General features: G+C 52.1%; 2 protein-coding genes. Both read left to right on the top strand.

Translation table 11 applies throughout. The features are described from left to right. Nucleotides 1-185, top strand: a 185-nt coding sequence (locus AC0L3K_RS40720; protein ID WP_473368221.1) for a hypothetical protein, incomplete at its 5' end; no start/stop codon positions are given. Beyond that, entirely contained in the window at nt 166-435 is a 270-nt protein-coding gene (locus tag AC0L3K_RS40715) for an antibiotic biosynthesis monooxygenase (protein ID WP_354172224.1), read from the top strand. The genes AC0L3K_RS40720 and AC0L3K_RS40715, both read left to right, overlap by 20 nt. The last annotated feature ends 177 nt before the right edge of the window (nt 436-612 follow it).

The raw sequence follows: 612 nt of genomic DNA, 5'->3' as shown, positions 1-612 counted from the left end.
GCACGCCTCAGTTTTATCGGACAAAGGGCAAGCGTCCGATGGCATCAGTGCAACCCGGAAATGAAATAGCTCCAAGCGGTGGCCGGTATTATACTGGTGCTACTGGAAGTGCTGTTTCAAGCGTTCGTGGAAAGATTGCTACGACCAGTCTGGGAGGAACATCTGATGACGACCATGTTTATTAGACACACGGTTTCCGACTACAAGACCTGGCGGAAAGTTTACGACGATTTTGCTCCGGTTCAGAAGGCGAAGGGCGTAACAGCCGAGGCTGTCTACCGAGCAGTCGAAAATCCCAATGACATCACAGTAACTCACGAGTTTGCCACGATTGAAGCTGCGCAAGCCTTCGCGGAGAGTGCTGAATTGAAGAATGCCATGCAGAATGCGGGAGTGGCGAAAGCTCCAACGATTTGGTTTACAAAAAAGGCGTGAAGTATCGATCCCGGCCAAGTGCCGGGATTTTTTGCTGTGGTGGTACCATGTCGCCTGTTTGCCCATTGAGACATGCCGAGGCGGTCTGACGATATCCGAACACAGGGGTAGACCGGTAGAGAACGGCACGCGGCCAAAGTGACGCGATTGACCCTGGCTGTGTAAAAACGCAAAAGA

The organism is Bradyrhizobium sp. MI1.10, assembly GCF_055811035.1.
The sequence above is the reverse complement of the archived record's forward strand: the minus strand, read 5'-3'. Positions and strand labels throughout refer to the sequence as shown.